We start from the raw sequence: 26,631 nt of genomic DNA on the forward strand, positions 1-26,631 counted from the left end.
TGGCGTTGCAAACGGCTTTGAACTTTCGTCAGAGCCGTGACAAGCTGAGGCTCGAGGAGACACACATGCCGATTACAACTTATGTTTTTGATGCCTATGGCACGCTTTTTGACGTGAATGCAGCAGCGCGTGTCGCGGCGGCGGAACCCGGGCGCGATGCTTTGGCGGAGGTTTGGCCCAAACTAGCCTCTGATTGGCGGCTTAAGCAGTTGGAATACACGTGGCTTCGTGCAGTTGCAGGGCATCATTGCGATTTCTGGCAGGTCACGCAGGACGGGTTGGATTGGGCGATGGAGGCTTGCGGATTGGTGGATGCCGAGCTGCGAGAGAGGTTGTTGGCGCTCTATTGGGAGTTGGACGCCTTTGAGGAAGTCCCTCTGATGCTCGCAGCGCTCAAAGCGAATGGAGCGCAGACGGCCATCTTGTCAAACGGTTCGCCTGAGATGCTGAAAGGCGCAGTTGACTCGGCGGGGCTACAAACCTTGCTGGACGCTGTTTTGTCGGTGGAAAGCGTTGGTGTGTTTAAGCCGCACGCGACTGTCTACGATCTAGTCGAGGGGCACTTTGGCTGCGCGCGGGATGAGGTGCTCTTCGTGTCGTCCAATGGGTGGGATGCGTGTTCGGCGGCCGCTTATGGGTTCCAGACGGCCTGGGTGAACCGTGCGGGCGCACCAATGGACCGACTTTTTGGCACTCCGCAGCATGTGTTACCCGACCTGACTAGCATACCGGAGTTGGGGTGATGCCGTCTTTTTCGACCGCAGATGGGATCAACCTGTATTACACCGATGAAGGGAACGGTTTACCGGTTCTCGCTTTGGCTGGTTTAACGCGAAACGGTCGCGATTTTAATCATGTCGCCCCTCACCTACCCGTTCGCTTGATCCGGCTCGATTATCGCGGTCGCGGGCAGTCGGATTGGGCTGATCCAGAGACTTATACGATTCCGCAAGAGGCGCAGGACGCTTTAGCGTTGATGGATCATCTGGGGCTGGAACGGGCCGCGATCTTGGGCACGTCACGCGGCGGGCTAATAGCGATGGTGCTCGCAGCAACAGCGAAGGATCGGCTGTTGGGCGTCGCGCTGAATGACATTGGGCCGGAGATCGCCGACAAGGGTTTGGAGGTCATCAAAGACTACATCGGAAAGCGACCCTTGCAGGCAACCTATACAGAGGTCGCCGCCTTTCGGGCAAAGGTTTGGACACATTTTCAGGATGTTCCAATGGAGCGTTGGTTGGCCGAAGTCAGCAATCATTATGAGGAACGCGAGGATGGGCTGCATCTGCGGTACGATCCGAAACTGCGGGACGCGGTTTTGAAATCGGCAGCGCCTGCACCTGATCTTTGGCCCTTATTCGACGCACTCGAAGGCTTACCGCTGGCTTTGGTCCGTGGCGTCAATTCTGATCTTTTGACTAGAGCCTGTGCGGATGAGATGACCAAGCGCAGGCCGGATATGATCCGCGCAGAGGTTCCCGGGCGCGGGCATGTACCGTTCCTTGATGAAAAAGAGGCATTGGCGGCGCTAACCGCTTGGGTGGAGAAACTGCAATGAATATCGACATGATCCGTGCGGCGGCGAAACGTTTGGAAGGACACGCGCGGCGGACGCCACTTTTGTCTTCGCCGTTTCTGGACGAAATAGCCGGGCGCAAGCTTTTGGTGAAAGCCGAATGCTTGCAGCACACAGGCTCATTCAAGTTTCGCGGCGGATGGTCGGCGGTCTCGAATCTGTCCGACAATGAATTGAAAACCGGCGTAATTGCGTTTTCCAGCGGGAACCACGCACAAGGCGTCGCTTTGGCGGCACGTGAACACGGCGCGCCTGCAGTGATTGTCATGCCGTCTAATGCGCCCGAGGTGAAGATTGAGAACACCCGCGCCTTGGGTGCTGAGGTGGTTCTTTATGACCGCGAGAACGAGAGCCGTGAAGAGATTGGTGAAGCGCTGTCTCGGAAACGGGGGCTGACGCTGATCAGACCATTTGACGAACCTCAGGTGATCGCCGGGCAAGGCACATGCGGTCTTGAGATCGTGGCCGATGCTGGCGTTACTGAAGCGGATGTCTTGGTTTGCTGTGGCGGCGGCGGGCTGACGGGTGGCATTGCCTTGGCTTTGGCGGCAGAGGCTCCGGGGATGACCGTGCGACCCTGTGAACCTGAAGGGTTTGACGATGTCACGCGATCTCTGCTGTCCGGGCAACGCGAGAAAAATGACAGCGAAAGTGGCTCAATTTGTGATGCCATTTTGACACCAAGCCCCGGTGAGATAACTTTTCCTATTCTAAAAGAACATTGCGGCCCTGGAATTGTTGTGACTGAAGACGAATGCTTGCGCGCTATGGGGTTGGCATTTGAACGTCTTCGGATCGTGGTGGAGCCAGGTGGAGCAGCAGCTTTGGCGGGCGCATTGTTTCATGGGAATGAATTGGGACATGACACCGTGATTGCTGTGGCAACTGGTGGCAACGTAGACAAAGAAGTTTTCCAAAGAGCATTGGAGACCTTGGCATGACAGAGTTCACCATCGCGAGTTTCAACGTTAAAAATCTGATCGGTGCGGAGCAGGAATACTACACCTACGAAAGCTACACGCCGGAGGAACATGCGTGGAAGCAAAGCTGGCTGGCAGAACAGGTTTTGACCCTGAACGCCGATGTCATCTGTTTTCAAGAGATTTTCGAAGAAGATGCGCTGCAAGCGGTGATTGATGAAGCAGATGCGGCGGGGATGGAAGCGAATGAATCCAATATTCCGGATAGATCTAAGAAATATGCGCGTAAGGCGATTTTCAGAAAACTGGCCTATGCGCCGTATACGAATGCCGCGCTGGCCTTCGCGCCAAACATAAGTGATGGCGCGCCGGGCCACCGGCGGCCTGGTGTTGCGATCCTATCCAAGACGGGTTTCGTCGGAGAGCCGGAGATCATTCAGGATTTGTCTGAACCTTTGGAAATCCCCTTCACCGATCTGGGTGGCTCCGATGGTGGTTCCTATAAGGTCAGCCGATTGTCTCGCCCACTTTTGAAAGCGAGGGTTCCTGTTGGAGATACTGTGATCACGGTGTTCAACTGCCACCTGAAATCGAAACTGGGTGAGTTGGATCGACCGGACGGCGCACCCTTCCCGCCCGCAGCTGACTTGGTGAACTATGACGCAGCGGCTCGTGCGCTTGGATCATTGCGCGCCGGACTTCGCCGGATGGCAGAGGCGTGGGTGCTACGAAGGGCGATTCTTGAAAGTTTGGAGGCTGGACAACCTGTGATGGTGCTGGGCGACTTCAATGACAGCGAACATGCGGTTTCCACCGAAATCATCACCGGAGAGGCTCCTTTCAAGAATTACGCATGGATGCGGCGACATGATGCGACACATAAATCCGATAGGTACACGGACGCGGAAAACGAGATCATCCAAGAGAAGATCAGTAGTGTTAAATTGCACTCCGCCGAAAAGCTGTTTGTGCGTAAGTCATTGAGAGATATGGTATTTACTTCGGCATTTGGCGGCGTTTTTGAATCCATCGACCAGATTTTGATGAGCCAGCACTTCCATCCAGACAACCCAAACCGAATTGGGCAAATGGACTATTTCAGCGTGTTGAATGACCATCTGACCGATGGCAGCCACCCCGAAGCGCCCTATAATAAACTTGCCTCAGATCACGGCCAGATCATGGCCCATATGCATATTTTCTAGTCACTTTAAGAAAATGTTTGACTTGAGCGTGAAATTTTATTTCTCTCCTGCTCGGGAGGGCCATCCTCCACCTTGCGAAAGGTGTTGATGGATGGCAGGAGAGAGCCGCGTCTGGGGGGACCCAACGCGGCTTGATCTTTTCTAAGGATTTGATTTGGAACAGTTTGTCACTAGCCGCGACGGGACGCGCATCTTCGCTAAGCAGGATGGAGACGCAGCGACGGACGCGCCGACGCTCGTTTTTGCAAACTCCCTTGGGACCACTCTCGAGCTTTGGGATCAGGTCTTGCCGCTGCTGCCGGATGGGATGCGTATCATCCGCTTCGACAATCGTGGCCATGGGCGGTCCGACGTTCCAAGCGGACCTTATACTATGGGTGCAATGGTCAGCGATGCTGAAGCGGTTTGCGATGGGTTCGAGGTGAAAGACTGCGTTTTCGTCGGTCTTTCTGTTGGCGGCATGATTGCACAAGGGCTGGCGATAAAGCGGCTGGATTTGGTGCGAGGTCTGGTGCTGTCGAACACGGCGGCGAAGATCGGGAACAAAAAGCTCTGGCGGGATCGGATCGACATTGTACGCCAAAAGGGCATGTCTGGCGTTGCGGACGACGTCATGAGCCGCTGGTTTGGACGCGCGTTTCGCACAAGCCCTGACGTCAAACCTTGGAAAGAGATGGTCAGCAAGGTGCCCGTGGAAGGGTATTGCGGCGTTTGTTCGGCGATTGCCGGAACCGATTTCTACACCCCGACCAGCGGGTTGCGTCTGCCAACGCTCGGCATTGCTGGGTCAGAAGATCGATCGACACCGCCAGACTTGGTGCGCGAAACCGTGGACTTGATCCCAGGGTCCGAATTCAAACTGATCCGCAAGGCCGGCCATCTGCCTTGTGTGGATCAAACCGAGGCATTTGCGGAGACTCTAAACGGTTTTCTCTATCGTATCGGCCATAGCGTGTCAGCAGGCTGAACTCTGTCCGTTGCAATCTAAACTAATCAGTTTAGGTTGCGGCAAAATACTTTATGAGTTCTTTGATGGATAACCGCCTTCCTATCACATTTATTCTGATTAGTGTTGTGCTGGACAGCATGGGCATTGGGTTGATCATGCCCGTCATGCCGGACCTGATCCAAGAGGTCGAAGGCGCGGGCATCGCCGATGCCGCCGTTTGGGGCGGTATCCTTGCGACAATCTTTGCCGCAATGCAGTTCATCTTTGGCCCAACACTGGGGAGCTTGTCTGATAGGTTTGGGCGAAGACCCGTACTGCTGATCTCCCTCGCTGTAATGGCGTTTGACTACATCCTTATGGCCATCGCGGGGTCGATCACCTTTTTGATCGTCGCGCGCATCATTGGCGGGATTACAGCGGCAACACAGTCAACCGCAGCGGCTTATATGGCCGATATTTCTGAGCCAGATCAAAAGGCTGCGAACTTTGGCCTGATCGGAGCGGCCTTTGGCGTCGGTTTTGTGCTGGGGCCGCTGATGGGTGGTGTTTTGGCTGAGTATGGCACCAGAGCCCCCTTCTATGCGGCGGCGGCGCTCGCAGCGGCAAACTTTCTGTTCGGCTATTTTGTACTACCTGAAACAGTGACTGACAAAATTCGCAGGCCCTTTAAATGGCGCAGGGCCAACCCAATGGGTGCCTTTAAGCACATCAACAAACTGCCTGGTTTGGGTCGGCTGATGCTGATCACCTTCATCTATACGATTGCGTTTTTCGTCTACCCCGGCGTTTGGGCCTATTTCGGTGCAGCCCAGTTTGGTTGGGGGCCGGGGATGATCGGTCTATCGCTTGGCGTATTCGGCGTAGGGATTGCGATTGTTCAGGGCGTCTTAATGCGGCCGATCTTGCGTGTTCTTGGCGAAAGGAACGCTGTGATCGTTGGGCTGAGCATAGACGTTGTTGCCTTCGTAGCATTGGGCTTTATCCAAAATGGCTGGGTGGCGCTGGCCCTCACTCCTTTGACAGCTTTGGGGTCAATCGCCGGCCCAGCGCTGCAAGGGATTATGTCGCGTCGTGCCGATGACAACCAACAGGGTGAACTGCAAGGGGCGCTTGCCTCTATCAATGCGGTTGCGACGATCGCGGCCCCCTTGGTGGTCACACAGACCTTTTGGTATTTCACCAAGGATGACGCGGCCATCTACCTGCCCGGTGCGCCGTTCTTGCTGTCGGCTGTATTGGTGATTGGCTGTATCTTCATCTTTGTCACCAGTCCGATCCTAGCGGAGGCAAAAAGCGACACCTGACGTCGCTTGCCCCCTTGCCAGAGCCGCCTCGCGTGTCATGGTGCCTTCAAAATCGTGGAGAATTCGGATGAGCGACATTAGAGCTGCCGTGTGTAATGCCTTTGGCCAGCCGTTAGATATTGAGACTTTGTCCCTTCGGGCGCCTGAATTTGGGGAGATCGAGGTTGATCTGAAGGCCTGTGCGATTTGCCATTCTGACATCACTTATATGGACGGCGGCTGGGGCGGTGAATTGCCAGCGGTTTACGGCCATGAAGCAGCAGGGCGTGTCTCTGCCGTCGGTGCTGGCGTACGCGGTTTGGCTTTGGGTGATCCGGTCGTTGTGACCCTGATCCGCGCTTGTGGGACCTGCCCGTCTTGCGCAAGCGGTGCGCCGGTGGCTTGTGAGACCGCGCCACCACCTGAGGGGCCGATTTCCGATGGGAATGGAGTGCAGGTTGTTCAAGCGATGAACTGTGGCGCCTTTGCCGAGAAGGTGGTTGTCGATCAAAGCCAGGTGGTGAAGCTTCCCGACGATATGGATTTGGTGACGGCGAGTGTTTTGGCCTGCGGTGTCATTACAGGCATCGGAGCTGTTGTGAACGCTGCGAAGTTGAAAGCTGGCCAAGACGTTGTTGTGATTGGCGCGGGCGGTGTTGGCTTGAATGCGATTCAAGGTGCACGGATCGCCGGTGCACGGCGAATCATTGCGGTTGATATGTCGGAAGAGAAGCTGGCGGTCGCAAAGGAATTTGGCGCGACGGAAGGCGTACTCGCGACCGATCCGAAGCCATGGCGGAAAGCAAAGGCGGCAATGGGCCGCGGGGCTGATGCGGTCTTTGTGACGGTCGGCGCTATTCCGGCTTATGACCAAGCGCCGCAATATTTGGCCAATGGTGGTCAGGTGATCATGGTTGGCATGCCGCATTCAGGTGCGCAGTCGACCTATGAACCGGTGATGTTGGCAGCGACTGGGCAAGGGATGACCGGATCAAAAATGGGCGATGTGGTGATCGCGCGGGATATACCGTGGATGGTGGATCTGTATCAGCAGGGTCGGTTGAAGCTGGACGAACTGGTGTCGCGTACCTGGCCCTTGGAAGAGATCAATGAAGCGATTGCGGATACCAAGACCGGTTCGGCCAAGCGCAATGTGATCGTATTCGACTAGGGTTCGCCAGAGTCGCCCCAGTCATAGACAACGACATCTTTGATTTCTCGACCTTGCAGGCTTTGGTAAAGCCCGCGCGCTGGCGCGTTGTCGCCTTCTGTAGCAAGCCAGATGCCTTGGCAGCCCTTATCGTTAGCCAGCTTGAACATTTGGTTCATGATGTTGGCGGGCAATACCCTGACGGCGATGACTTTCGATCACGCCAACCTCAGAGACAAAAAGGATCGGATCTTTGTCGGGATGCAGGTTAATGACTGCACTCGCGAAACCGACAGTTTTTTCAGCCTCTAGAGCGAGAACCAACAGGTGCCCAGTGTCCTCGACAAAAGCCTTTGCCTGATCGGGGCGGACAGGGCCGTCGAATATCCCCTCGGGAACGGAAAGCAAAAGGTCAAGATTGTCTGGACCGATCTCTACACATCTGATCTTGTCGCTCATAACACGCGCCTCCTACGGCCAGATTAGAACCGGACACTGCGAAATGAAACTTGCTGATCTTGAAATCATCGTCACCGCACCGCCAGCGCTCGGTTGGGGCGGGCGGTATTGGATCATTCCGAAGCTGACGACAACGGATGGGATCGTCGGTTACGGCGAATGCTACGCCTCTTCTGTTGGGCCGGACGCGATGCAAGGGGTCATCCGTGATGTGTTCGAACGGCACATGGAAGGCGAGAATCCTGAGAACATCGAATTGATGTTTCGACGCGTGTATTCTTCGGGCTTCACCCAGCGCCCCGACTTGACCGTGATCGGCGCGTGGTCGGGGTTGGAGATCGCGTGTTGGGACATCATTGGCAAAGCACGCGGGCGACCAGTTCATGCGCTTCTCGGCGGACAGATGAACGATCGCGTGCGGGCCTATACCTATTTGTACCCTGAGCCGCACCATCCCATGCCAGAGTTCTGGGCCAACCCCGACATGGCGGCGGAAGCGGCACTGGCGCGCGTGGCGGATGGGTATACGGCTGTGAAGTTTGATCCGGCTGGGCCTTATACCATGCGAGGCGGGCATATGCCCTCGATGCATGACATTTCCCTGTCCGCTGCGTTTTGTAAATCAATCAGAGAGGCTGTAGGAGATCGGGCGGACCTGCTGTTCGGGACCCATGGGCAATTCAGCACCGGCGGGGCCATTCGGTTGGGAGAGGCGATAGCGCCCTACAGCCCGCTTTGGTTCGAAGAGCCGATCCCACCCGATAACCCCGCTGAGATGGCGAAGGTTGTGGCAGCAGTACCAATCCCTGTGGCGACTGGTGAGCGCCTGTTGACCAAAACGGAGTTTGCCGATGCCCTGCGCGCCGGAGTTTCGATCCTACAGCCCGCATTGGGACGCGCGGGCGGGATTTGGGAATGCAAAAAGATCGCGGCATTGGCTGAAGTCTACAACGCGCAGATGGCACCACATCTATATGCAGGACCCGTGGAATGGGCGGCGAATGTGCATTTGGCGGCCTCCATTCCGAACATCCTGATGGCCGAAACCATCGAAACGCCGTTTCACGACGCGTTAATCGGCGGCACGATCAAAGTCGAGGCTGGATACATCGAACCGCCGACAGAACCAGGTTTAGGCATCAACTTTGATGAAACATTGGCGAAGGCAAACCCGTTTGAGGGCGATGGTTTGCATCTGCAGATGCAGGAAGACCCAATCAGCTATCATGGCCTAAACATCTTCGAAGGTGGTGCGCCTGCTAAGGATTGAGGCCAGCGCGTCTGAAGTGTCAGAGTCCTTTGCAATTCATTGAAACTTTGGCAAAGTTTACCCCATGAAATATCTACGCGCCCTCGCAGCCCGTATTGTTGGGCAGGCGATCCGGATTTTTTGCCGGGCTATTACAGCAGTTCGCGCGGATTGGCGCGGAATTGAACCGGTGCCGCGTCAGCGGGTCTACTATTCCAACCACACGTCTAACGCGGATATGCCGATGATCTGGTCGGTTTTGCCTCCGGCCTTGCGTCGCGAAGTCCGACCGGTCGCGGCAGCGGATTATTGGCTCAAGAACAAAGTGCGCGCTTTTGTTGGGCCTGAAGTTTTCAATTGCGTTTTGATCGACAGACGGCCGGAGGTGGACGACAAACCGCTTGATACAATCATCAAAGCTCTGGACGACGGTTCGAGCTTGATCATCTTCCCTGAAGGCAACCGAAACATGGGTGACGATCCCCTACTGCCGTTCAAAGCGGGTCTTTACAATATGGGCCTCGCGCGACCAGAGGTCGATTTGGTCCCAACTTGGGTCGCCAATTTGAATGAGATCATGCCGAAAGGCGAGATTATCCCACTGCCCCTGATCTGCACCGTCACGTTCGGTGAACCGGTGCATGTGCAAGAGGGTGAAAGCAAAGACGACTTTCTCGCGCGTGCTGCGGACGCGCTTGTGGCCTTGCGCCCGGAGGATGACGGATGAGCCCGACCACCACCGACATTATCCTTCTGACGCTCGCCAGCGGCGGCATCTTGTTGGCCCTGACAATTATCGGCGAAATCCTTCATGCGCGACGAGGCGACGAAGACAGCCCAGTGCTTGAAACCTATATGACCCGCGTACAAAGCTGGTGGGGCATCATCATTATCGTTGGATTGGCGCTGTTGAGCGGCAAGGTCGGTGTTATGATCGTTTGCGCGTTTGCGTCCTTTGCTGCGCTGCGGGAGTTCCTAACGCTCACCAACAAAGCGCGCGCGGATCATATTTCCTTGGCCTTAGCCTTTTTTGTGATCTTGCCCCTTCAATACGTCTTCATTGGATTGGAGTGGGAGGCTATCTATACGATCTTCATTCCCGTTTATGCGTTTCTATTGCTCCCCATCGTGTCGGCGATCCGTGGCAATTCGGATCGCTTTTTGATCCGCGTGGCAGAAACGCAATGGGGGCTTATGATAGCTGTGTTCTGCGTCAGCCATGTCGCCGCGCTGGTGACAATCGACTTCCCGAACTATGGAGATCGATCCTTGTTGTTGATCGCCTTTTTGGTGATTGTCGTGCAACTCGGCGACTTGCTGGACTTCTTCTTTGGTCGCCGCATTGGTCGGACAAAGATAGCCCCAACCTTATCGCCTAAGACGGTCGAAGGTCTCATCTGCGGCGTAGGTTCCGCGATCATCATCGGCGGCCTTCTGCACTGGATCACACCCTTTGGGGTTTACGGTGCGATGGTTATGGCTGGGGTCAGTTCACTTGTCGGAATGGGTGGCAATCTCGTCTTCGCGGCGATCAAGCGCGACAGGGGCGTCAAGGACTGGTCACACCTTATCCCGGGGCAAGGTGGGTTTGTGGAGCAGCTCGATAGTGTTATCTTCGCTGCTCCAATCTTTTATCATCTTACGATGTTCTTCTGGGTGATTTAGCGCTGCGCACCAAAGACCAGAACCCATCGATTTCCAGAACCATTGGCCGCGTAACCGAGACCAAACTCCTCAAAGGCGGGGTTGATGTTGTTGGCTTGGTGGCCAGGGGAATCTACCCATGCTTGCAAAACAGAGCTTTCTGAACTGAAACCTGCGGCAATATTCTCACCCACGGTACGCCAGTTGTAACCTGCCGCAGTTGCCCGATCACCGACGCTGGAGCCATTTAGACCCGTGTGCGAAAAGTAATTGTTGTCCAGCATATCCTGGGCGTGGCGCTGAGCTGCAACATCGAGTTGTGCGTTATAGGTAACGGGTGCCGATCCAGCATCGGAGCGAACTTCGTTCAGGAGACCTTGGAACGAGACATCGCCCGTTGTGCCCCTTGATGGCGTAGATGCCGTGGGCGTTGGCGCTGCGGCAAAAGAAGCGCTGTTTGTTGGAACCGACGTACCACCACAAGCGGCGGTCAAAACTAATAATATCACCGGAATGAAAGACTTCATGGATTACACCCCAATTGACACCCCCTACGCATGACGAAAATTTTCTGCGCAACAATCAATTGGGTCTGGAAACGAGGCATTAGCGCGGCAATCCGCTGGCGGGCCAATGGCAATGGGCGTAGTTCGGCTAAGAATTTTTAAACAATTCGTTTCCAAAGCGGAAACTATAACAAAATCAGCGTATTACCGCCAATTGATCCTCCCGCAACCCTTAGCTGAGATCGTAACATGGCGCTTTACCGTTGCGAGAATGGCGGGCCCAGAAGGACTCGAACCCTCAACCTGCCGATTAGAAGTCGGCTGCTCTATCCAGTTGAGCTATGGGCCCGCTGGTTATGCTTTTGCGCGGTCTGCGGCATGTTGGCAAGATGGAATGTCGGTTCGGGCGTTGTGGAGGGACCGAAACCCTCCTAAGCACAGGGCATGAAGTTTGACGATGCTCACCAAGACGCGTTGCGAGACATCCTGACATGGCGTCGGGATGTTCGGCATTTTCGATCAGATCCGATAGAGGCAGAAGTTCTCGCTGCCATTGAAGCCTCAGTTGATTATGCGCCCAGCGTAGGCAACAGCCGCCCCTGGCGGTTCGTTCGGGTACAGACTGAAGCTGTGCGCGAGATTGTCATTGCTTCCTTTGAGAACAGCAATGAAGCAGCGGCATTGGACTACGCAGAGGATGAGGCTACCGATTATCGCGCCCTGAAACTTGCGGGTTTGCGAGAAGCACCGGTTCATATTGCCGTTTTCACGGCCCCGAACCCCGAAGAAGGGCGCGGTCTGGGGCGGCAAACGATGCCAGAGATGCTCGCCTATTCGACGGTTGGGGCAATCAATACAATGTGGCTGGTCGCGCGCAGCTTGAACGTGGGTATCGGTTGGGTGTCCATCTTGGAACCCGCTGCAGTTTGCGACGCGTTGGACGTACCCGAAGATTGGCAACTTACAGGCTATCTATGTCTGGGCTATCCGCAAGAAGACCACGACACGCCTGAACTTCAACGGCGCGGGTGGCAGAGCAATACTGAAACGGTGTGGATAGATCGTTAGGACCCTAGTGAGTCCAAGCGCCGCGACGGTTGGTGGCGAAGTTTTCGCCGTATCCTCCAGCACGGATATTGGCTTTACGGGGCTTTGGTTCTGTCACGGTTGCATCGATGCCGTTGTCCGCCGCGTATTCAATTGCAGCCTCTTTCGTTTCAAACGTCAGTTTGACTTGGCTTTGCGTATCAGACGAACTCGTCCAACCCATGAGCGGATCAATCTCGCGCGAGCTGTCCTTTGCAAACTCAAGCACCCAATGCTTCGTCTTAGCTGTTCCAGACGACATGGCCGTTTTCGCTGGCTTATAAATGCGTGCGCGCATGGCTGACTCCCTTGGCTATGCGCCTTATCTGAAAAACCTTGTGACAGTGCAAGATATTATGCCCACTCTCCGGCCCGCATAACCGGAACAATGGTTCCATCTTTCTTGATCCCATCGATGTCCACAGCATCCGAACCCATCATCCAATCCACATGGATCAAGCTTTGGTTGCCGCCGAGTTGCTGAAGCTCCTCTGGTTTCAATTCGCTGCCGCCCTTGATCGTGTCGGCGTAACATTGGCCCAAAGCAATGTGGCAAGAGGCGTTTTCGTCAAACAGCGTGTTGTAGAACAACGTGCCAGACTGACTGATCGGCGAGGAATGCGGGACGAGTGCGACTTCACCGATACGACTGGCCCCATCGTCGGTTTTCAGGAGGGCTTGCAACACGTCTTCACCCTTAGTGGCGGAGGCCTCGACAATCTTTCCTGCTTCAAACCGCACTTTGATATTCTCGATCAGGCTCCCCTGATGCGCGAGCGGCTTGGTGGCAGAGACTGTTCCCTCGACCTTGTAGGCGTGTGGGCAGGTGAACACCTCTTCGGTCGGTATGTTGGGCTGACACGTCACGCCATTCAACGCAGGAGAAGCACCACCTTTCCAAATGTGCCCTTCAGCAAGGCCAAGGTTCAGGTCGGTCCCGGGGCCGGTGTAGTGAAGGGCGGCGAAGTTCATTTCATTCAGCCAATCCACGCGCTTTTTCAGGTTTGCTGTATGATCTGCCCAATTGGCGACCGGATCATCGCCATCCAGTCTGGAGGCGTCATAGATCGCGTCCATGAGCTTGCCTTGCGCCTCTTCCACAGGCAACTCCGGGAACACGCGAGAGGCCCAAGCCGCACCGGGGTAGGCGACGATGTTCCAGTTGACTTCAAAACCCACGATCGGTTCCATCGCGGGTTTCGCGGCGATGGATGTCGCTTTGGATAGGCGCGCTACTTTTTCTGGGTCTTGATCGGCCAAGAGCATAGGATCGTCGCCGGTAATCGCCATACGCGCAGCGCCATTTTTGTAGGCCTGCGCCATGCCCTCAAATAGCCAAGCCGGAGCCTTGTCAAAGCTTTCATCGGACGCGTTTTCATACCGTGCCAAGGTGATAGCGTCGTCATTGAAGAACGGTGTCACGATCCCTGCTCCTGCTTTGTAAGCGTGGACAGCGATGCGCTGCACCAGTTCCAAAGCAGCCATTGGCGCCGTGATGACCAGATCCTGACCGGGTTGAAGATTTACACCTGTTCGGACCGCTACTTCTGCAAGGCGATCGAGTTTTTGGGGATCAATGGTCATGACAGGCTCCTTGGCGGTTTTTCCGGAACCTACGCCGCTCTCCTGTGAGGTCAACCACCACTCCCTGACATTCTACTGACAAAACCTGTCAGGAGGAGGCCTTGAACCCAACTCGAATTGGCACAACTATAGAGACCTGATCTTAGGAGACCTTTATGGCCTACGCTCACTCCGACAAGCGCGAAATCGAAGATGCGGCCTATCTGTCGAACCCAGCACCCAACGTGCGGGAGCGGGAGAAGATGGAGGGCGGCATTCAATTCAAAATGGTGACGGAGTTTGAGCCGGCTGGGGATCAGCCGACGGCCATTACAGAATTGGCGGATGGGGTTCGGGATGGCGAACGCGATCAGGTGCTTTTAGGTGCGACCGGTACGGGTAAGACCTTTACCATGGCGAAAGTCATCGAGGAAACGCAGCGCCCCGCGATCATTCTCGCCCCGAACAAAACCTTGGCTGCCCAGCTTTATGGCGAGTTCAAAGGGTTCTTCCCCGATAACGCGGTTGAGTACTTCGTCAGCTACTATGATTACTACCAACCCGAAGCCTACGTCGCGCGGTCGGATACTTACATTGAGAAAGAAAGTCAGATCAACGAACAGATCGACCGCATGCGCCACTCGGCCACGCGGGCGTTGTTGGAGCGGGATGATGTGATCATCGTGGCGTCTGTCTCTTGCATCTACGGTATCGGCTCGGTCGAGACCTATGGTGCGATGACCCAAGATATCCATGCGGGCAAAATGTATGATCAGCGCAAGATCATGGCCGATCTGATCGCCCAGCAATACCGCCGCAACGATCAGGCATTTCAGCGCGGCACCTTCCGCGTGCGCGGTGACAGCCTGGAGATTTGGCCCGCCCACTTGGACGATCGCGCTTGGAAGCTGTCTTTCTTTGGTGAAGAATTGGAGAACATAACGGAGTTTGATCCTCTAACTGGCGAGAAAACAGATACGTTCGACAAAGTTCGAGTCTACGCCAATTCGCACTACGTGACGCCAAAGCCGACGATGCAGCAGGCGATCATTGGCATTAAGAAAGAGCTGAAAATCCGGCTCGATCAACTGGTGAATGACGGTAAGCTTCTGGAAGCGCAACGATTGGAGCAGCGCACAAATTTCGATCTTGAGATGTTGGAAGCAACCGGCGTTTGCAACGGAATTGAAAACTATTCTCGCTACTTGACCGGTCGGGCGCCGGGCGAGCCTCCGCCTACATTGTTCGAGTTCATTCCAGATCATGCGATTGTCTTCGCCGATGAAAGCCACGTCAGTGTTCCGCAAATCGGCGGGATGTATAAAGGCGACTACAGGCGCAAGTTCACCTTGGCCGAACATGGCTTCCGCCTGCCCTCTTGCATGGACAACCGCCCGCTGAAGTTTGAAGAATGGGACGCGATGCGCTCGCAGTCCGTCTATGTTTCCGCGACCCCAGCGGCTTGGGAGTTGGAGCAAGCCGGCGGGGTCTTCACAGAACAGATCATCCGACCCACTGGCCTTTTGGACCCAGAAGTCGAAATCCGACCGGTGGATATGCAAGTTGATGATTTGCTCGATGAGGTGCGCAAGGTCGCCGCCGATGGCTATCGCAGTTTGGTGACGACATTGACCAAGCGTATGGCCGAAGACTTAACCGAATACATGCACGAACAGGGCATCCGCGTACGCTACATGCACTCAGACATCGACACGATTGAACGGATTGAGATCCTGCGTGACCTGAGGCTTGGGGCCTTTGATGTGCTGATCGGGATCAATCTGTTGCGCGAAGGTCTGGATATTCCCGAATGCGGGCTGGTTGCGATTTTGGATGCGGACAAGGAAGGGTTTCTGCGGTCGGAAACCTCGCTCGTCCAGACCATTGGCCGTGCGGCGCGGAACGCCGACGGACGCGTAATCATGTATGCCGACCGTGTCACCGGCTCGATGGAACGTGCCTTGAAAGAGACGGAGCGACGGCGCGCAAAGCAGATCGCCTATAATGAGGCAAATGGGATCACGCCTGAGACGGTCAAAAAGAACGTCGAGGATATTCTGGCGGGCCTCTATAACGGCGACACAGATCAGGCGCGTGTGACCACCAAGGTCGAAAAGCCCGGCCAGAACATGCAGGCTGTGTTGGATGGGTTGCGGGCGGATATGCGCAAAGCCGCCGAGAACCTCGAATTTGAAGAGGCCGCGCGATTGCGCGATGAGGTCAAGCGGCTCGAAGCTGTCGAACTGGCCGTCGCGGACGATCCCTTGGCCCGTCAATACGCCATCGACAAAGCCGTCGAAGATGCACAAAGCAAGTCAGGTCGCAGCACGATGGGCCGCGGCGGGATGCGCGGCGGTGTGAAACGGAAAAAGAAATGGAACTAGCGCGCCGCGTCCCGGACGTGATCTGGGACCTCATCCGTATCGCGTCGCTTTCGCTGATAGCGAGCTCCGCCGTCGCTTGGGAGTACAGCCCGACGCCGATCTGCAAGCTGAGCTATGAGGGCGAAAGCGGATCGGTCATCGTCACTTATGATCCGATGCTTGGCGACTATGCGATTTCGCTGACCCGTGCTAATGGCCTCTGGCCCAATGCCCCTGTCTTCGGCATCCTGTTCGCTGGGCCAAGGCAAATTCAGATTGGGACCGATCGACATACATTGTCCGACGATCAAAGAACCATCACGGCAACCGACAAAGGGTTCGGGAATGTCCTAGATGGGTTGGAATTTAACAATTTTGCCATCGCGCAAGCAGGGGATGAGCTGTTCCGGTTTGACCTCTCCGATGCGGCCGAACCGGTGCGCGCCTTTCGCAATTGCGGGGCCGAGCTGACGTCTTGACCAAAGACCAACCCTCCCCCATTCGCCCAACGGATGATGAGGCCCGATTGCTTGCCCGTACTCTGTTGACTGAGGCGCGTTTTGGCGCGCTGGCGGTGTCTTTGCCGGATCAAACAGCGCCCTACGTGTCGCGTGTCGCGACGGTAGCCATCGAGGGCGCGCCGCATCTGCTGGTGTCAGAGCTGTCACTACATACCAAAGCCCTAACAACGCACCCAGACTGCTCCCTCTTGATCGGAGAGCCCGAAGATCGTGGTGATCCTCTTACCCACCCTCGAATGACACTCATGGCACGCGCTGAAATTGCCGATAAGGCCTCGCTCAAAGAGACATGGCTAGAGGCGATACCAAAGGCAAAGCTCTATTATGATTTCACCGATTTTGTGATGTTTCGTCTAACAATCACGAAAGCGCATTTGAACGGTGGATTTGGCAAAGCATTCCACTTGGAAGCAAGTGATTTCGCCAACTGATCCAGCCACCTCCTTCTGGACATATCCAACCCTTATGTTTGGCCCTATTTTGATAGACCCACTCATAGTCATATGGTCCGATCTTATTTAGTTGCGCGCGGATTCGTGCGCCTTCGAAACTCGCCGAAAACAGGAGGTTTGTCATGGACCTGAACCAGCTCACCAATGACCCAGAAGCCATCGTAGAAGCCGACCGTGCTCACGTTTGGCATCATTTGATCCAGCACAAGCCTTTCGAGAAAGACATTGACCCTCGGATCATCGTCGAAGGCAAAGGTATGAAAGTCTGGGACATCAAGGGCAAAGAGCATCTTGACGCTGTGTCCGGCGGTGTTTGGACCGTGAATGTTGGCTACGGTCGCGAGCGGATCGGTAAGGCGATCAGCGATGCGGTGACCAAGATGTGTTTCTTTGGAGGTACAGCTGGTACCATCCCGGGTGCAACATTCTCTGAAATGTTGATCGACAAAATGCCGGGTCTCGACCGCGTTTACTATGCGAACTCAGGGTCAGAGGCGAATGAGAAGGCGTTCAAAATGGTGCGCCAGATCAGCCACAAGTATTATGGCGGCAAGAAGAGCAAAATACTTTACCGAGAGCGCGACTATCACGGCTCCACTTTGGCCACGATGTCCGCCGGTGGTCAGGATGAGCGCAACGCACAGTACGGCCCATTTGCGCCCGGCTTTATTCGCGTTCCACATTGCCTCGAATACCGTGCACAAAATGACTACGCTGGTGATAGCTATGGCGTGAAAGCGGCCGAAGCGATCGAGGAAGTGATCCTGCGAGAAGGGCCGGACACCATTGGCGCGCTTTGCCTCGAGCCGATTACGGCTGGCGGCGGCATCATCGTCCCGCCGAAAGGCTATTGGGAAAAAGTGCAGGAGATTTGTAAGAAGTACGAAATCCTTCTGCACATCGACGAAGTTGTCTGCGGCATAGGGCGGACGGGTACTTGGTTCGGGTATCAGCAGTTCGGTGTAAAGCCTGACATCGTGACGATGGCGAAGGGTGTGGCCTCTGGCTACGCGGCTATTTCTTGCTGTGTGACGACCAATGAAGTGTTTGATAAGTTCAAGGATGCGTCTGATCACCTTGGCTATTTTCGCGATATCTCGACCTTTGGCGGATGTACCGGCGGACCTGCCGCAGCGATCGAGAACATGAACATCATCATTGAAGAGGACCTTTTGGATAATTCCAAAGCGATGGGTCTGCATTTGAATGAAAAACTTCATGAATTGATGGATAAGCACAACTGGATCGGCGATGTCCGCGGCATGGGTCTGTTTGCCGGTATCGAGTTGGTGCAGGATCGCGGCACTAAAGAGCCTGTCGACGAGAAGAAGGTCATGGGAATTGTGGCCGATTGTATGAACCAAGGCGTGATCATCGGTGCGACGAACCGGTCGCTGCCAGGCTACAACAACACGCTGTTGTTTGCGCCACCTTTGATCGCAACGAAGGACGACCTAAACCACGTTGTGGACGCTGTTGATCAAGCGATGACACGCGTTTTGGGATAAACGGATACACTCACGGTGGAGAAAGCGCGCCAGCACTTTGGCGCGCTTTTTCTTTTTTAGGCATTGTCCGTGTGGACGAGCCAAGCGCCGGACGCGACGATGATCGCAGCACCAATCCACATGGAGCCGGGTGGTGCGAAGCCGAAAACCAAAAGACCCAAGCCGACGTTGAGCGGGAGCTTCAAATGGTCAAACGGTTGCAGATAAGCAGCGTCAGACAAGCTGTATGCTTTGGCGAGGCAAAATTGCGCGGCGACAGTGAACAAGCCAGCTAGGCCGACGATCCCGAAGGCATCCGGCCCTAACGCAAAGCCTGATCCTAGGGCCGCGAAGGCGTTGAAAGGGAGTAAGAGCGCCAAGAGGTACACGGTCAAAACCTCAGTGCTTTCGGTTGTGGTCAGACGCTTGGTGACCAAAGACGAACCCGCCCAAAAGGCCGCGGCTGCAACCGACAGAAAGGCGTGGGGCGAAAATCCATCCGCCCACGGTTTCAGAATGATGGCACCTCCGACGGCCCCTAGACAGACGGCCAGCAACCGGCCATTTCCGAGGTGTTCTCCGAGGAAGATTTTTGCGCCAAGCGACACGAAGATCGGTGAAAGCATCAGAAGCGCAATGGCCTGCCAAATCGGAACGACCGCCAGTCCCGCAACCCAAGCCTGGACGCCAAAAACAGCGAGCAGAACTCGGAAAAGATGCCATCCTAATTGATCGGTCTGCCAAGAGCTGCGCAGGAGCATCGGAACGGCGAAGACCGTTGCGATCGCATATTGCCAAAAGGCGGTTGTGGGTGACGGAACGCCATAGGTCATTCCGGCGGCTTGGACAGCTGTATTGGCGCCTGCGAACAAAGCCCCTGCCATGATCATGAAGAGGGGTCCGATCAAACGACCGTCCCGCGAAATTGAGGTAATATGAGTCATCGCATTTGTCCTTTCTTGCTAGCGATTGACCCAAGGCAAAACAGGACAGCCCTGCCTGAGCAGGGATGCACCCATTCTCTTTCATCCGGACTATGACCGTCGGCTCTGGAGTCGCACCAGATCTGCTGACCCTCTTGGAAAAGAGGCGCTCGCGGGCTTGTCTAATGACTTACCGCCGGTGGGGAATTCCACCCCGCCCTGAGAATGTGCCGCGATGTGCGGCAGTTCGAAAATAATGGAAACTGAATTGTGTATCAATGCTGTATCAATTTAAACTAAGGGTAAGTCCAATTTGACTCTCCACTAAGACCAAAGCAAAGTGCAGCATGGCCATACCTTTAGAGACATTCTTCCTTGATCCAAGTACGGAGGGCACGCTTCAAGCGCGCATACAGCAGATGGTCGCCCAAGGAATTTTGGACGGGCGCTTTCGAAGAGGGGAAAAGCTCCCCTCGTCCCGCAAAATGGCTCAACATCTAGGCGTCAGTAGGATCACGGTGACACTCGCCTATACCGAATTGGTTGCTGACGACTATCTCTCGTCAAGAGGACGTTCCGGCTATTTCGTTTCCGAAAACGCGCCGGAGCCTCCCGCATTTCCCGCACGGCGATCAAATCGAAGTAGCGTGGATTGGAGCCGTGCTATTGGGCAACGGTTCGCTCCTGTCCTGGGGATGGATAAACCTGCGGATTGGGCAGACTATCGTTACCCGTTCAATTATGGACAGGCCGATCCCACACTCTTTGATGGGGCGAATTGGCGGATGTGCGCATTGCAAGCGCTAGGGAAACGGGATTTTTCTTCACTGACCGCTGACTACTTCGATGGCGACGATCCGCAGTTGGTCGAATTCATTGCGAGGCAAACACTACCTCGTCGGGGAATATCCGCTGGACCGGATGAGATCTTGGTGACCATGGGCGCGCAGAATGCGTTGTGGCTCACTGCACAGATCCTCCTAACTCAGCGTCGGATCGCGGCAATTGAGAATCCTTGTTATCCAGCGTTGCGCTCCATTTTGCTCCAGTCTCGATGCCAATTGGCGACTGTCGACGTTGATGAGGATGGTTTGGTACCGGCTCACCTACCAGAAGGAACTGACGTTGTGTTCACAACGCCCAGCCATCAATGCCCGACCGCAGCAACAATGCCCATCACGCGGCGACACGAGCTTCTAGACAAAGCAGAAAGCGAGGATTTTCTGATCGTAGAAGATGACTACGAATTCGAGATGGCTTTTCTGAAGCCGCCCTCGCCGTCTTTAAAATCGCTAGATAAGAATGGAAGAGTGATCTACGTCGGATCATTCTCCAAATCTCTTTTCCCCGGTCTGCGTCTTGGCTATTTGGTTGGTCCCGCTCAATTCATACGAGAAGCTCGCGCGCTTCGAGCTGCGGTTTTCCGGCACGCTCCAGGACATACACAGCGTACTGTCAGTTATTTCCTTTCACTGGGCCACTACGACGCGTTGGTTCGACGAATGTCTCGAGCTTACCACGACAGGCGCCGTGTTTTGGACTCAGCGTTGGAAAAACATGGGATAACAGTTGCAGGCAAAGGCGCTTATGGCGGGTCATCCGTCTGGGTTAAAGCGCCAAAACCTGTCGATACTGTCCAACTCGCAAGGCGACTGCGTGAGGACGGTGTATTGATAGAGCCAGGTTCGCCGTTTTTTTCGGGCGACGAACCTCCAAGAAACTATTTTCGTTTGGCCTATTCATCAATTCCAGCAGAAAGAATCGAAAAGGGCGTGTCATTTATTGGCAAAGCGATTGAAAGTGAGCTCGGAAATAGCTAAAATGCAAACGCTTACATTTTGGAACCGTTTTGCGCTTTTTTGAGACTTATAGTCTCAAAAAATTTCCCATTGGCCTTAATTTGGCATCCAAACTGGTCCTAACCGTAAGCCAAACACATGCCTATTGTGCACCCGAATCCAAGGCGCCAAATCTGCGACGCTAGAACCAATTGTAAGGACAGACCCATGAAAATGACCACTGAAGAGGCCTTTGTCAAAACGCTGCAAGCGCATGGCATTCGGCACGCATTCGGGATCATCGGCTCCGCCATGATGCCAATCTCTGACATCTTCCCCGCTGCTGGCATCAAGTTCTGGGACTGCGCCCACGAAGGCTCCGCTGGTTTCATGTCTGACGGCTACACGCGAGCGACCGGCGAAATGTCCATGATGATCGCGCAAAACGGTCCGGGAATTACAAACTTCGTAACTGCGGTTAAGACGGCTTACTGGAACCACACTCCGGTTCTGCTAGTGACACCACAGGCGGCCAATAAAACCATTGGTCAGGGTGGCTTCCAAGAAATGGAACAGATGAACCTGTTCGCTGACTGTGTCGCCTACCAAGAAGAAGTGCGCGACCCGTCCCGCGTCTGCGAAGTTCTGGCCCGCGTGATCTCTAAAGCGCACCGCCTGTCTGGCCCAGCGCAGATCAACATCCCACGCGACTTCTGGACTCAGGTGGTCGACATCGAAATCCCTGAGCCGATTTCGTTTGAAGTGTCTCCGGGCGGCGAGAATTCCGTCGCTTCCGCTGCAGAGCTTCTGTCCTCAGCAAAGTTCCCTGTCATCTTGAACGGTGCGGGTGTTGTCCTATCCGAAGGCGGTATCGATGCCTCCAAAGCGTTGGCCGAACAGCTCGACGCTCCGGTTTGCGTTGGCTACCAGCACAACGACGCGTTCCCAGGCTCTCACCCGTTGTTCGCCGGTCCTTTGGGCTACAACGGCTCCAAAGCGGGCATGGAACTGATTGCTAAGGCAGACGTTGTTTTGGCTCTGGGCACTCGCCTCAACCCATTCTCCACCCTCCCTGGCTACGGTATCGACTACTGGCCGACAGATGCGAAGATCATTCAGGTCGACATTAACCCCGATCGCATTGGTCTGACCAAAAAGGTCACGGTCGGTATCGTTGGCGATGCAGCAAAGGTGGCAAAGGGCATTGCAGCGCAACTCGCTGACGATGCTGGTGATGCAGGTCGAGCTGATCGTAAGGCGCTGATCGCCGATACGAAATCCAAATGGAAGCAGGAACTGTCTTCCATGGATCATGAGGATGACGATCCAGGCACAACTTGGAACGAGCGTGCGCGCGCTGCCAAGCCTGACTGGATGTCCCCTCGCATGGCATGGCGTGCGATCCAATCCGCGCTGCCACGTGAAGCGATCATCTCTTCTGACATCGGCAATAACTGCGCCATCGGTAACGCCTACCCTGACTTCGAAGAAGGTCGTAAGTATCTTGCACCCGGCCTGTTCGGTCCTTGCGGTTACGGTCTGCCGTCCATCGTCGGCGCGAAGATCGGTCAACCTGATGTGCCAGTTGTTGGCTTCGCGGGTGACGGCGCATTCGGTATCGCCGTAAACGAACTGACCGCGATTGGTCGCGGCGACTGGCCTGCGATCACGCAGATCGTCTTCCGCAACTATCAGTGGGGTGCTGAAAAGCGGAATTCCACACTGTGGTTCGACGATAACTTCGTCGGCACAGAGCTGGATACAGAGGTATCTTACGCGGGTATCGCGCAAGCTTGTGGCCTGAAAGGTGTCGTAGCACGCACCATGGACGAACTGACCGAAGTTCTAAACACAGCGATCAAAGATCAGATGGAAAACAACAAAACCACACTGATCGAAGTGATGCTGAACCAAGAGCTTGGTGAGCCATTCCGCCGTGACGCGATGAAAAAGCCGGTGCGCGTTGCAGGGATCGACGCCGCTGACATGGCTGCCGAATAATCGGTGCCATTTGACCTAGGCCCCGGAACGGCCGCGTTTCTAGCAGTTTCGCTGCTTGGCGCGGCCTATGTCCGGGGCTATTCGGGTTTCGGGTTTTCAGCGATATTCATCGCCTCCGCAGCCCTCGTGACGAACCCATTGCCTTTGATACCGGTGGTATTTGCATGCGAAATAGCCATGACAGCCCTTCAAGCCCGCGGCATTCGCGGTCACATCGATTGGCGGCGCGTTTTTGCGATGCTAGGTGGGGCGGCGATTGCGCTGCCCTTTTCGGTTTCCTTCATTCTTTCTGTGGGATCAGACACCGCGCGCTTGGCGGTCTCATTGATCGTCTTGATCATGTCGCTGATCCTTCTGACAGGATGGACATTACAACGTCGCATCGCGGCCCCGGGCCATATCGGCGTAGGCGTCGTTTCCGGCGTGTGCAACAGTGCCGGAGTCGGCGGACTGCCGGTTGCAGCGTTCATGACCGCACAGCCGATGGCCGCAGCGACATTTCGGGCGACGATGATCGTCTATTTGACAGGGTTGGATTCGATTACTCTGCCGTTTCTTTGGCACGGAGGGCTGGTAACCTTGGATACCTTGAACGGCCTCGCAATTGCCTTTCCCATTCTGGGCTTAGGCATCTGGCTGGGGAGCCGCCGGTTCAACGCGACGTCACCCGACGGGTTTCGGAGGTTTGCGATTATTCTTCTTTTAGCACTCGCAACGCTCGGGTTAATCCGCGCATTAGTATGAGTTTGTGATATGACAGCATCTTCCTTTCTTTCATCGACAGAGCCGCAGGCCCCAGCCAACCTGATTAAGATGGGGCAAGATTTCGGAAGCCCGCGCGTCGCGATTGCCCGCGCCGGTGCGCCTCTACCCATGCAGGCCGCAAAGGAGGCGACCGAAGCGGATTTGATGATCCCTGTCTTTGTGGGCGAACGGGACATGATCGAAGCGGAAGCGGCGAATCTCAATTGGGATATCTCTGGTTTCGACCTGCACGATACCACTGGCGAAGAAGAAGCTGGGCGCAAAGCGGCAGAGCTTTGTGGTGCTGGAAAGGCCGATGTTCTGATGAAGGGGCAGCTGCATACTGACGTTTTCATGAAAGCCGCCGTGAGCCGCGATGCGGGTTTGCGCACAGGGCGCCGGTTTGTGCATATCTTCCACATCAGCCCGCCAGATGGGTCGAAGCCCATCCTGATTTCCGACGCTGCTGTAAACGTTGAACCAAATTTGGAAACACGCCAAGACGCGATCCGCGAAGTGTCTGACCTGTTGATCCGGCTGGGCACAGAGCGCCCAAAGCTGGCGATCTTATCGGCAACCGAAAGCGCCATTCCTTCTGTCCCATCGTCTATGGACGGAAAAGAACTGGCGGACTGGGCCAAGGACGCAGTGCCAGAAGCCGACGTCTCAGGCCCTTTGGCGTTCGATTTGATCGTGTCGCCCGATGCGGTCGCGACCAAGAAACTGACAGCTGACCCTGTAGCGGGCCAAGCGGATGCAATCATCGTGCCAGATATCGTGTCCGGCAACGCGCTGTTCAAAGCCTTTGTCTACATTGGCGGTGGCTGTGCGGCGGGTGTTGTGACCGGCGCAAAGGTACCGATCCTTCTAACGTCTCGTGCTGATCCAGCGGCGGCGCGGATGGCCTCAGTTGCTCTTGCCGCCATCAAGTGTGCGTTGCCAAAATGATTTTGGTGCTCAACGCAGGATCGTCATCTTTGAAGGTCGAAGTGTTCGACCTGCAATTGACGTCTGTGTTGAGTGGGTCTGTGACAAACATCGGAACGTCTGGCACGCTATCAGTTGGCGGCAGGAAGCAAGAGATCGAAACCGCCAGCCATGCCCACGCACTGTCTGCAATGCTTGCAGCATTGAATGAGAATGGAGTTGGTCTGGAGAAGTTAAGCGCCGCGGCCCATCGCGTCGTCCATGGCGGGACACTCCTGACCGAACCGGCGCAAGTGACACCGCAAGTGATCAGCGCGATTGAGAACGTTACGCCCCTCGCCCCGTTGCACAACTCACACAACCTCGCAGGTATCCTCGCCTTGCAAGAGGCTGCACCAGAGCTACCGCAATACTGCAGCTTTGGAACTGCTTTTCATGCGACCAATCCAGATGTGGCAGTGCGTTACGCAATCCCGCAAACGCAACATGACGCAGGCATCCGGCGGTATGGGTTTCACGGACTGTCCTATGCAAACATGGTCGCGGAATTTGGTGAGGCCTTGCCGTCACGACTTCTCGCTTTGCACCTCGGCAATGGTGCCTCGCTCTGCGCGATCAAGGATGGCAAATCGATCGCGACCTCTATGGGCTATTCCCCCTTGTCCGGCCTGACGATGGGCACGCGATCCGGCGACATTGATGGCGCGGCGGTGCTACGGATGTCAAAAGCGCTCGGCGAAGATGAAACCGACCGGATGCTGAACAAGAACAGTGGTCTAAAAGCGCTGGCGGGCGACAACAACATGAAGACGTTGTTGGAGCGCGATGACGAAGACGCAGCCTTTGCCGTTGAGCATTTCTGCTACTGGGCAGCACGCCATGCGGGGTCGGCCATTGTTGCTATGGGGGGCGTCGATGCCGTTGCTTTCACTGGTGGCATTGGAGAGAACGCAGCACCCGTGCGCGAAAAAATCGTGGAGCACTTGTCCTGCTTTGGATCGTTCGACGTCCACGTGATTGCGGCCGACGAAGAAAAGGCCATTGCCCGCGATGCGCTGAGCCTTATCGAGGCTGGGCAATGAACTGGTTCTACGACATGGCCGGACTAACAGAACAAGAGTTCTGGATTTTGGCAGGCATTGTTGTTGCCGCCGGCATCGTACGCGGCTTTTCGGGGTTCGCGCTCTCTGCGCTGATCATGGCTTCTGCCATCATTATCCTTCCGCCCGTTGAGCTGATCCCGATGCTTTGGTGGTTGGAAATGTCGGCATCACTGATGATGATGAAGGGCGGCTGGGCCGACGCAGATCGCAAAACGGCCTATGGCCTTGTGATTGGTGGTGCTCTTGGGTGGCCGTTTGGCCTTTGGCTCACCACGTCGCTTGATGTGGACACGTCCAAAGCCATCGCCCTGACAATCATCGTGGTGCTTGCCGCGTTGCAACTGACCAAGATCCGGTTGCCTTTCCTTGCCACAACGCCGGGGCTTTACGGCAGCGGGGTCGTGTCTGGCATTGTAAGTGGTTTGGCAAGCGTCGGCGGCATGATCGTGGCACTTTACGTCCTTGCCAGTGACGCCTCTGCGCGCTCGATGCGTGGAACACTCGTTCTATACCTCTTCCTCAGTTCGATCATGTCGATGGTCATCATGCTGTCCTTTGGCGTTATGACCACGACCAGCATCACCCGAGGCCTCATATTCGCGCTCCCCACAATGTTCGGAGTGTTTCTTGGTCAACAGCTGTTTGTAGAACGGTTCGCCGCCTATTATCGTCCATTTTGTTTGGTTCTGCTTTGCTCGCTCGCCGGTGCAGGGTTGGTCCGAACCGTACTCGCTTGAAAGGG

Annotated in this window: 27 protein-coding genes, 1 tRNA gene and 1 riboswitch; of the genes, 21 read left to right on the forward strand and 7 right to left on the reverse strand. The window is 55.4% G+C overall.

Features of this window, described 5'->3' with window-relative positions; genetic code table 11:
* Positions 1 to 65 precede the first annotated feature (65 nt).
* The 7 genes from BUA85_RS08475 (at position 66) to BUA85_RS08505 (ending at position 7,104) form a co-directional block, all read left to right on the forward strand.
* Entirely contained in the window at positions 66 to 743 is a 678-nt protein-coding gene (locus tag BUA85_RS08475) for a haloacid dehalogenase type II (protein WP_072900865.1), read from the forward strand.
* A complete protein-coding gene (locus BUA85_RS08480; RefSeq protein ID WP_072900530.1) occupies positions 743 to 1,558 on the forward strand; it encodes an alpha/beta fold hydrolase in 816 nt (271 codons plus the stop codon). The genes BUA85_RS08475 and BUA85_RS08480 overlap by 1 nt, the downstream gene beginning before the upstream one ends.
* Positions 1,555 to 2,517, forward strand: a complete 963-nt coding sequence (locus BUA85_RS08485) for a threonine ammonia-lyase (protein WP_072900531.1) — start codon at positions 1,555 to 1,557, stop codon at positions 2,515 to 2,517. The genes BUA85_RS08480 and BUA85_RS08485 overlap by 4 nt, the downstream gene beginning before the upstream one ends.
* Positions 2,514 to 3,701 carry an endonuclease/exonuclease/phosphatase family protein gene (locus BUA85_RS08490; protein WP_072900532.1) on the forward strand — a complete coding sequence of 396 codons (1,188 nt, stop codon included), beginning with the start codon at positions 2,514 to 2,516 and terminating at the stop codon, positions 3,699 to 3,701. The genes BUA85_RS08485 and BUA85_RS08490 overlap by 4 nt, the downstream gene beginning before the upstream one ends.
* Before the next feature lie 154 nt (positions 3,702 to 3,855).
* Entirely contained in the window at positions 3,856 to 4,668 is an 813-nt protein-coding gene (pcaD, locus tag BUA85_RS08495) for a 3-oxoadipate enol-lactonase (RefSeq protein ID WP_083526226.1), read from the forward strand.
* 65 nt (positions 4,669 to 4,733) lie between these two features.
* On the forward strand, positions 4,734 to 5,954 hold the full coding sequence (locus tag BUA85_RS08500) for a TCR/Tet family MFS transporter (RefSeq protein ID WP_072900533.1): 1,221 nt from the start codon (positions 4,734 to 4,736) through the stop codon (positions 5,952 to 5,954).
* Positions 5,955 to 6,021: 67 nt separating this feature from the next.
* Positions 6,022 to 7,104: a Zn-dependent alcohol dehydrogenase gene (locus tag BUA85_RS08505; protein ID WP_072900534.1), complete on the forward strand. Its 1,083-nt coding sequence runs from the start codon at positions 6,022 to 6,024 to the stop codon at positions 7,102 to 7,104.
* Here the strand turns inward: BUA85_RS08505 and BUA85_RS16790 are convergent.
* The gene (locus tag BUA85_RS16790) at positions 7,101 to 7,253 is read right to left on the reverse strand and encodes a GNAT family N-acetyltransferase (protein WP_165611600.1); all 153 of its coding nucleotides are present in this window, start codon (positions 7,251 to 7,253) and stop codon (positions 7,101 to 7,103) included. The genes BUA85_RS08505 and BUA85_RS16790 overlap by 4 nt on opposite strands.
* Positions 7,237 to 7,542, reverse strand: coding sequence for a GNAT family N-acetyltransferase (locus BUA85_RS08510; protein WP_083526227.1), 306 nt, complete (start codon positions 7,540 to 7,542; stop codon positions 7,237 to 7,239). The genes BUA85_RS16790 and BUA85_RS08510 overlap by 17 nt, the downstream gene beginning before the upstream one ends.
* Before the next feature lie 43 nt (positions 7,543 to 7,585).
* On the opposite strand from BUA85_RS08510, the gene BUA85_RS08515 reads away from it, so the two are divergent.
* From BUA85_RS08515 to BUA85_RS08525, 3 genes are all read left to right on the forward strand, one after another.
* On the forward strand, positions 7,586 to 8,812 hold the full coding sequence (locus tag BUA85_RS08515) for a mandelate racemase/muconate lactonizing enzyme family protein (RefSeq protein WP_072900535.1): 1,227 nt from the start codon (positions 7,586 to 7,588) through the stop codon (positions 8,810 to 8,812).
* A gap of 64 nt (positions 8,813 to 8,876) precedes the next feature.
* The gene (locus BUA85_RS08520) at positions 8,877 to 9,518 is read left to right on the forward strand and encodes a lysophospholipid acyltransferase family protein (RefSeq protein WP_072900536.1); all 642 of its coding nucleotides are present in this window, start codon (positions 8,877 to 8,879) and stop codon (positions 9,516 to 9,518) included.
* Positions 9,515 to 10,456 (forward strand): phosphatidate cytidylyltransferase, encoded by a 942-nt coding sequence (locus BUA85_RS08525; protein WP_072900537.1) that lies wholly within the window; start codon positions 9,515 to 9,517, stop codon positions 10,454 to 10,456. The genes BUA85_RS08520 and BUA85_RS08525 overlap by 4 nt, the downstream gene beginning before the upstream one ends.
* On the opposite strand, the gene BUA85_RS08530 is transcribed toward BUA85_RS08525, so the two are convergent.
* Entirely contained in the window at positions 10,453 to 10,962 is a 510-nt protein-coding gene (locus tag BUA85_RS08530; protein ID WP_072900538.1) for a CAP domain-containing protein, read from the reverse strand. The genes BUA85_RS08525 and BUA85_RS08530 overlap by 4 nt on opposite strands.
* A 251-nt stretch (positions 10,963 to 11,213) precedes the next feature.
* Positions 11,214 to 11,290 (reverse strand) — tRNA-Arg (locus BUA85_RS08535).
* A 95-nt stretch (positions 11,291 to 11,385) separates the two neighbouring features.
* Between BUA85_RS08535 and bluB the strand changes: the two genes are divergently transcribed.
* Complete coding sequence (bluB, locus tag BUA85_RS08540) at positions 11,386 to 12,009, forward strand: 5,6-dimethylbenzimidazole synthase (RefSeq protein WP_072900539.1); 624 nt, start codon at positions 11,386 to 11,388, stop codon at positions 12,007 to 12,009.
* A gap of 4 nt (positions 12,010 to 12,013) precedes the next feature.
* Here the strand turns inward: bluB and BUA85_RS08545 are convergent, their stop codons facing one another.
* Together BUA85_RS08545 and BUA85_RS08550 are read right to left on the reverse strand one after the other, a co-directional pair.
* Complete coding sequence (locus BUA85_RS08545; RefSeq protein ID WP_072900540.1) at positions 12,014 to 12,325, reverse strand: ETC complex I subunit; 312 nt, start codon at positions 12,323 to 12,325, stop codon at positions 12,014 to 12,016.
* Between the two features lie 56 nt (positions 12,326 to 12,381).
* The gene (locus tag BUA85_RS08550; protein WP_072900867.1) at positions 12,382 to 13,611 is read right to left on the reverse strand and encodes an aminopeptidase; all 1,230 of its coding nucleotides are present in this window, start codon (positions 13,609 to 13,611) and stop codon (positions 12,382 to 12,384) included.
* A 155-nt stretch (positions 13,612 to 13,766) separates the two neighbouring features.
* On the opposite strand from BUA85_RS08550, the gene uvrB reads away from it, so the two are divergent.
* The 4 genes from uvrB (at position 13,767) to BUA85_RS08570 (ending at position 18,434) form a co-directional block, all read left to right on the forward strand.
* Positions 13,767 to 15,974: an excinuclease ABC subunit UvrB gene (gene uvrB / locus BUA85_RS08555; protein WP_072900541.1), complete on the forward strand. Its 2,208-nt coding sequence runs from the start codon at positions 13,767 to 13,769 to the stop codon at positions 15,972 to 15,974.
* A complete protein-coding gene (locus BUA85_RS08560) occupies positions 15,965 to 16,432 on the forward strand; it encodes an excinuclease ABC subunit B (protein WP_242649030.1) in 468 nt (155 codons plus the stop codon). Before uvrB ends, BUA85_RS08560 begins: the two co-directional genes overlap by 10 nt.
* Complete coding sequence (locus BUA85_RS08565; protein WP_072900542.1) at positions 16,429 to 16,905, forward strand: HugZ family pyridoxamine 5'-phosphate oxidase; 477 nt, start codon at positions 16,429 to 16,431, stop codon at positions 16,903 to 16,905. Before BUA85_RS08560 ends, BUA85_RS08565 begins: the two co-directional genes overlap by 4 nt.
* Positions 16,906 to 17,048: 143 nt before the next feature.
* Positions 17,049 to 18,434, forward strand: coding sequence for an aminotransferase family protein (locus tag BUA85_RS08570; RefSeq protein ID WP_072900543.1), 1,386 nt, complete (start codon positions 17,049 to 17,051; stop codon positions 18,432 to 18,434).
* A gap of 56 nt (positions 18,435 to 18,490) precedes the next feature.
* Here BUA85_RS08570 and BUA85_RS08575 read toward each other — a convergent pair whose 3' ends face one another.
* Positions 18,491 to 19,357: a DMT family transporter gene (locus BUA85_RS08575; RefSeq protein ID WP_072900544.1), complete on the reverse strand. Its 867-nt coding sequence runs from the start codon at positions 19,355 to 19,357 to the stop codon at positions 18,491 to 18,493.
* Between the two features lie 69 nt (positions 19,358 to 19,426).
* Positions 19,427 to 19,567: riboswitch (FMN riboswitch) on the reverse strand.
* A 116-nt stretch (positions 19,568 to 19,683) separates the two neighbouring features.
* Between BUA85_RS08575 and pdxR the strand changes: the two genes are divergently transcribed.
* The 6 genes from pdxR to BUA85_RS08605 all read left to right on the forward strand — a co-directional run bounded on the left by pdxR (position 19,684) and on the right by BUA85_RS08605 (position 26,626).
* On the forward strand, positions 19,684 to 21,156 hold the full coding sequence (gene pdxR / locus BUA85_RS08580) for a MocR-like pyridoxine biosynthesis transcription factor PdxR (protein ID WP_072900545.1): 1,473 nt from the start codon (positions 19,684 to 19,686) through the stop codon (positions 21,154 to 21,156).
* A 186-nt stretch (positions 21,157 to 21,342) separates the two neighbouring features.
* The gene (gene xsc / locus BUA85_RS08585; RefSeq protein ID WP_072900546.1) at positions 21,343 to 23,115 is read left to right on the forward strand and encodes a sulfoacetaldehyde acetyltransferase; all 1,773 of its coding nucleotides are present in this window, start codon (positions 21,343 to 21,345) and stop codon (positions 23,113 to 23,115) included.
* A 3-nt stretch (positions 23,116 to 23,118) separates the two neighbouring features.
* Positions 23,119 to 23,859, forward strand: coding sequence for a TSUP family transporter (locus BUA85_RS08590; protein ID WP_072900547.1), 741 nt, complete (start codon positions 23,119 to 23,121; stop codon positions 23,857 to 23,859).
* Between the two features lie 9 nt (positions 23,860 to 23,868).
* Positions 23,869 to 24,807, forward strand: a complete 939-nt coding sequence (locus BUA85_RS08595; RefSeq protein ID WP_072900548.1) for a phosphate acyltransferase — start codon at positions 23,869 to 23,871, stop codon at positions 24,805 to 24,807.
* Positions 24,804 to 25,868, forward strand: a complete 1,065-nt coding sequence (locus BUA85_RS08600) for an acetate/propionate family kinase (protein ID WP_072900549.1) — start codon at positions 24,804 to 24,806, stop codon at positions 25,866 to 25,868. Before BUA85_RS08595 ends, BUA85_RS08600 begins: the two co-directional genes overlap by 4 nt.
* Positions 25,865 to 26,626 (forward strand): sulfite exporter TauE/SafE family protein, encoded by a 762-nt coding sequence (locus BUA85_RS08605; protein ID WP_072900550.1) that lies wholly within the window; start codon positions 25,865 to 25,867, stop codon positions 26,624 to 26,626. The genes BUA85_RS08600 and BUA85_RS08605 overlap by 4 nt, the downstream gene beginning before the upstream one ends.
* Positions 26,627 to 26,631: the final 5 nt, after the last annotated feature.

It is taken from the genome of Cognatiyoonia sediminum (assembly GCF_900129845.1).
Taxonomy (GTDB): Bacteria; Pseudomonadota; Alphaproteobacteria; order Rhodobacterales; family Rhodobacteraceae; genus Cognatiyoonia; species Cognatiyoonia sediminum.

Excerpts from the sequence above, each read along its gene's own strand:
- BUA85_RS08475 (WP_072900865.1), top strand. The coding sequence starts at position 66 with ATGCCGATTACAACTTATGTTTTTGATGCCTATGGCACGCTTTTTGAC.
- BUA85_RS08480 (WP_072900530.1), top strand. The coding sequence starts at position 743 with ATGCCGTCTTTTTCGACCGCAGATGGGATCAACCTGTATTACACCGAT.
- BUA85_RS08485 (WP_072900531.1), top strand. The coding sequence starts at position 1,555 with ATGAATATCGACATGATCCGTGCGGCGGCGAAACGTTTGGAAGGACAC.
- BUA85_RS08490 (WP_072900532.1), top strand. The coding sequence starts at position 2,514 with ATGACAGAGTTCACCATCGCGAGTTTCAACGTTAAAAATCTGATCGGT.
- BUA85_RS08500 (WP_072900533.1), top strand. The coding sequence starts at position 4,734 with ATGGATAACCGCCTTCCTATCACATTTATTCTGATTAGTGTTGTGCTG.
- BUA85_RS08505 (WP_072900534.1), top strand. The coding sequence starts at position 6,022 with ATGAGCGACATTAGAGCTGCCGTGTGTAATGCCTTTGGCCAGCCGTTA.
- BUA85_RS16790 (WP_165611600.1), bottom strand. The coding sequence starts at position 7,253 with ATGTTCAAGCTGGCTAACGATAAGGGCTGCCAAGGCATCTGGCTTGCT.
- BUA85_RS08510 (WP_083526227.1), bottom strand. The coding sequence starts at position 7,542 with ATGAGCGACAAGATCAGATGTGTAGAGATCGGTCCAGACAATCTTGAC.
- BUA85_RS08515 (WP_072900535.1), top strand. The coding sequence starts at position 7,586 with ATGAAACTTGCTGATCTTGAAATCATCGTCACCGCACCGCCAGCGCTC.
- BUA85_RS08520 (WP_072900536.1), top strand. The coding sequence starts at position 8,877 with ATGAAATATCTACGCGCCCTCGCAGCCCGTATTGTTGGGCAGGCGATC.
- BUA85_RS08525 (WP_072900537.1), top strand. The coding sequence starts at position 9,515 with ATGAGCCCGACCACCACCGACATTATCCTTCTGACGCTCGCCAGCGGC.
- BUA85_RS08530 (WP_072900538.1), bottom strand. The coding sequence starts at position 10,962 with ATGAAGTCTTTCATTCCGGTGATATTATTAGTTTTGACCGCCGCTTGT.
- bluB (WP_072900539.1), top strand. The coding sequence starts at position 11,386 with ATGAAGTTTGACGATGCTCACCAAGACGCGTTGCGAGACATCCTGACA.
- BUA85_RS08545 (WP_072900540.1), bottom strand. The coding sequence starts at position 12,325 with ATGCGCGCACGCATTTATAAGCCAGCGAAAACGGCCATGTCGTCTGGA.
- BUA85_RS08550 (WP_072900867.1), bottom strand. The coding sequence starts at position 13,611 with ATGACCATTGATCCCCAAAAACTCGATCGCCTTGCAGAAGTAGCGGTC.
- uvrB (WP_072900541.1), top strand. The coding sequence starts at position 13,767 with ATGGCCTACGCTCACTCCGACAAGCGCGAAATCGAAGATGCGGCCTAT.
- BUA85_RS08560 (WP_242649030.1), top strand. The coding sequence starts at position 15,965 with ATGGAACTAGCGCGCCGCGTCCCGGACGTGATCTGGGACCTCATCCGT.
- BUA85_RS08570 (WP_072900543.1), top strand. The coding sequence starts at position 17,049 with ATGGACCTGAACCAGCTCACCAATGACCCAGAAGCCATCGTAGAAGCC.
- BUA85_RS08575 (WP_072900544.1), bottom strand. The coding sequence starts at position 19,357 with ATGACTCATATTACCTCAATTTCGCGGGACGGTCGTTTGATCGGACCC.
- pdxR (WP_072900545.1), top strand. The coding sequence starts at position 19,684 with ATGGCCATACCTTTAGAGACATTCTTCCTTGATCCAAGTACGGAGGGC.
- xsc (WP_072900546.1), top strand. The coding sequence starts at position 21,343 with ATGAAAATGACCACTGAAGAGGCCTTTGTCAAAACGCTGCAAGCGCAT.
- BUA85_RS08595 (WP_072900548.1), top strand. The coding sequence starts at position 23,869 with ATGACAGCATCTTCCTTTCTTTCATCGACAGAGCCGCAGGCCCCAGCC.
- BUA85_RS08600 (WP_072900549.1), top strand. The coding sequence starts at position 24,804 with ATGATTTTGGTGCTCAACGCAGGATCGTCATCTTTGAAGGTCGAAGTG.
- BUA85_RS08605 (WP_072900550.1), top strand. The coding sequence starts at position 25,865 with ATGAACTGGTTCTACGACATGGCCGGACTAACAGAACAAGAGTTCTGG.